Origin of the sequence: Priestia endophytica DSM 13796 (assembly GCF_900115845.1) — a bacterium.
Taxonomy (GTDB): Bacteria; Bacillota; Bacilli; order Bacillales; family Bacillaceae_H; genus Bacillus_I; species Bacillus_I endophytica.
Genome location: NZ_FOXX01000038.1, coordinates 1 through 3931, shown reverse-complemented (window position 1 = coordinate 3931; position 3931 = coordinate 1). Strand labels below are relative to the sequence as shown.

Genomic DNA, 3931 nt, shown 5'->3' with positions numbered 1-3931 from the left:
GCAAAAGCTGTAGATGCATTATTTAAAACCATTTCTGACACTCTTTCAAAAGAAGAGAAAATTCAATTGATTGGATTTGGAACATTTGAAGTGCGTGAGCGTGCGGCACGAACAGGGCGTAACCCTCAAACCGGCGAGGAAATGCAAATTGCTGCTTCAAAAGTTCCTGCTTTTAAACCAGGAAAAGAATTAAAAGAAGCTGTAAAATAAACATAATAGGTCTTATCAGACGTAAAAAAGCGTAAAACCCTTGACTGAAAAGGATTTTACGCTTTTTCTTTTCCTATAAGTACTTTTACGGACGGTTGCTTTTGATGTGAAATATATAGATAAAAATAAACAAAAATTCTCATATAACTTGTAAATTATTACCAATACGGGAACATATGTGATATCATGGTGAAATTGTTTAATATTTAAAGTTTTATTTATAAAGGAGAAAAAGATGAAGAAATTTTTAAAAATGACGTCCCTCACTTTATTAGCACTTATTGTAGTTGGGTTTGTTGCTCTTAAATTAATGGACAATTCTAATGAGCGAGAAGTACAGAATGAAGATTCAAATTCCACTGAGACTACTAAACAGGAGAATCCAGAAAAATCTCAAGTTGCAAATGAAAAGACTCATGAACAAGAGAAGGCATTGGAAGTTCCTGAAAATCCTACAGGAAAAGATATTGAGAACATTATGCATAAGATGATTCACCAGAAAGTAAGAGCTGAAAGAAAAACAGGAGCCGTAAGAATGACTCCAGAAGCCATAGACGAGGTTATTGAATTAATTAATAACGTTCAACCATCCAATAGTCAAGAGCTTTTAAAAATGGCTAACCATTGGAAGAATGGTAACTACGAACACGTTGTTGAGGAACATAACTACTTTTGGAGTCGCGAAGGTGGAGATATTGGAAAAGCTTATGGACGTGCGAGTCTGATGGAAGAGAATGAATTTATTCGTCAAAATTTTTTAAGATAGGAAAGACTGAATAAACAAGTTAAAAAGGGTGTTATACATATGTTTGTACTATCTTTTTTATTGTGTTTTAACTCTTATTAGAAACGAAAAGACGAAAGGCAAAATGATGAGTAAATATTTTATGTTAGTATCTCTGATTCTATCATTACTATCAATCATTCTTTTAACCACTAATGAGTGGATGCTAGGTGTGGTAGGACTTGTAATTAGTTTTGTACTAGCCCTTAAATCAAAAAATAAAATTATAATTTTTGTTGTCTCTGTTATCTTTTTTTGTGGGGTCATTATACTTTTATTTTTAATTGTTATGGGGCTACTTATGGGTGGTTTAGTTGACATGGAAGATGGTAGACTTCCGTAATCAGTTAAATATAGTCAGTTTATTTGAAGGAACGAAGACCAATTGAGGTGTTTAACTACAGCATGTTAAAGTTTATAGATAATGAAGAAAAGTATAAGAACACTAAGATCAAGATTGCTCGATGGATTTTTATCGTCTTATTAATCTGTATAAGTTGCTTAAGTTACTCGGTATTTTTTGATGAGAATCCTTTTTTAAAAAGTACGTCGCCAAATCGAAGTAATCTAGTGAAAATTACAGAGTTCGGAAATGGTTTTCTGTTTGGGTCCAAAAATATAAAAGTGTACTTTAAAGATGCCCAAGGAAACACAGTAAAAGAAGAGAAAGTAAGGGTAGTAAACATCATGGAGCCTAACAATAAATCCCTATATGACATCACATGGAAAGATGAGAATCAAGTAAAAATAACTATGAATTATGAAGGTGAAACTAAAATTTCGACCTATAATTTTAATACTGAGCAAATGAAAATAAGCACTAAATAAGAGGTTTTAAATTTTTTCACTTATTCTTTTAAAAAGAAAATTAAAAATCCACTTAACATAACACATTTTATAAGAAGTAAAAAAGCGTAAACCCATTGAGTAACAACGGTTTTACGCTTTTTCCTTCCCCTTAGTTATACTTTTACGGATAGTGTATAGTTCGGAGTAAGCTTTGAATATTTTATTGAGCTTTAATCCCTAATGAACTAATACTTAATAATAGCAGTAGTATAAAATGTATCGTTAATTTAATCTCTTCTTAAAATACTGACGGCTAATGGAGACAATGAGCATGAATAAAGGAATAATGGCGAACATAACAAAAGAAATGGACTCCTCTATAAGGAAACCTTCTTCCATTTGTTCTGAAAAACTAGAGGCCATGGTGAGAGATAGAAAAATAACGATGGTCCCTATAGGTAAAAGAATGTGATGATATGTGTTTACTTTGAATAACTCAGCTATTCCCACAATCGCACTATACAAATACACGGATGCTTTGAAAAAGACGGTAATCAATAACGTAAAAACCACAATCGCGTCTAGTCTTTCGATAAACTCAAACAGATTAACCTTCCCAACTGCTGTTAACGTCGGGAAAGTGGACTTTTTCATCATTGCTGCACCGAGAACAGATATATTTAGCAAGGCGGTCCAGCATAAAATAAGACCACTTGAAATTAAGGCGGTCAGCCATACTCTTTTTGCGAATTGAGGACGATTTAAATACGGTACAATCATCGTAAAGACGATCATTTCACCAAATGGGAAAATAAGGAGGTGAGGAAAGGCTGTGGTTAAGATAGGTTTCCATCCCTGTTCAAGAACGGGAAGTATCCGATGAAACTCAACATCTCCTGATATAAGAACAAAAAAACTCCCTGATATCCCCAATAGAACTAAAATAACAATAAATACTTCTGCGGTCCTCCCTACTACTTCTACTCCTAGATGAATGACATAGCACATTACCAGCACAAGGGTAATGTTGATTACCACTAATGGAGTTTCCTGCAAGGTAGATGAAATCAACAGATCTCCAAATTCTCGTACGTTCCTTCCGCAAATGTACAAGAAATAGACACAATATAATAAACCCATGATCCATCCAAGGTATTTCCCCAATATTTCACGTATATATCCTGTAAGAAGTAAGTTAGGATGTTGATGAGATAACAATAAATAAATAAAAGATAAGATTACCCCTCCACTCATGGCTAAGAGAATAGAAAGCCATGCATCCTTTCCAGCATCTCTCCCGTAGCTGACGACCAAGGCTGTTCCTAATTCAAAGATAAACATCAAGGCAAAGAGTTGAATCCCACTTATTTTCGCTTTCTCCATCCATTGAGCCCCTCCTTCTTTACTCATGTTGATTAAATGTTTATCTGTTTATACTGGAAGCAATAATAGTTGAAACAGCTGATGGGGATATACGAACCCTACCTTCTCACAAGACATCATAGATGAATTCCATCCATAATGCTTCTATAAATGAGTGGAAAGCGATGCTGTATCAAGGTGCTATTCACGATAAAATTATTTAAAAAAGCTAATCATCTTTAAAAGAGAAAAAACTACCCATTCAAGTAGTTTGCTCAAAATAGTAAACATTATTTGTGATTTTTGATGCTACGTTAGCAATTGAAGAAATTTAATACAACTAAGATTGGAGAAGAAATTATCGATTAAGGATTCTTTTTTACATAAAAATAGAACCCAATTAATTGGGTGCTATTTTTATGTAAAAAGTAAATTTGAATATTTAAACAAGAGTTTTGATATTAATAATAATTAATCTGCTTTTGAATAATGAGATAAAGCAACTTTATTCAAATAAAAAAGGACATTTCTTATATGCCCTGCTTCCCTGTATTAGCCCCACCTACGCTAAATACTGTGACAGCCACTCATGCTATCCCGCCTACCCTTAGTATAAATGAAAGCGATTACAAATTAAAGAGAATATTTAATCTTATGTTTTTAAATGTAAATCCTATTCATTTCTAATTAAGTCGGGTAAGCGAGGGGCATCGCTGCCCCTAACTCCCCTAAGAACCGTACGTGAGCCTTTCAACTCATACGGCTCAAGCCTCCCATTGCAGGTCC

Annotated in this window: 5 protein-coding genes; 4 read left to right on the top strand and 1 reads right to left on the bottom strand. The window is 33.8% G+C overall.

What is annotated here, in order from left to right; genetic code table 11:
- The 4 genes from BM012_RS25775 to BM012_RS25760 all read left to right on the top strand — a co-directional run.
- Positions 1-210 (top strand): HU family DNA-binding protein (locus tag BM012_RS25775; RefSeq protein WP_074842939.1); only part of this gene is annotated, 210 nt, incomplete at its 5' end.
- Between the two features lie 235 nt (positions 211-445).
- Complete coding sequence (locus BM012_RS25770; RefSeq protein ID WP_061803104.1) at positions 446-976, top strand: DUF6241 domain-containing protein; 531 nt, start codon at positions 446-448, stop codon at positions 974-976.
- Between the two features lie 106 nt (positions 977-1082).
- Positions 1083-1337, top strand: a complete 255-nt coding sequence (locus tag BM012_RS25765) for a hypothetical protein (RefSeq protein ID WP_064504958.1) — start codon at positions 1083-1085, stop codon at positions 1335-1337.
- Positions 1338-1399: 62 nt separating this feature from the next.
- Positions 1400-1822 carry a hypothetical protein gene (locus tag BM012_RS25760; RefSeq protein ID WP_061803102.1) on the top strand — a complete coding sequence of 141 codons (423 nt, stop codon included), beginning with the start codon at positions 1400-1402 and terminating at the stop codon, positions 1820-1822.
- 243 nt (positions 1823-2065) lie between these two features.
- Here BM012_RS25760 and BM012_RS25755 read toward each other — a convergent pair whose 3' ends face one another.
- Positions 2066-3166 (bottom strand): GerAB/ArcD/ProY family transporter, encoded by a 1101-nt coding sequence (locus BM012_RS25755; RefSeq protein WP_061803101.1) that lies wholly within the window; start codon positions 3164-3166, stop codon positions 2066-2068.
- Positions 3167-3931 lie beyond the last annotated feature (765 nt).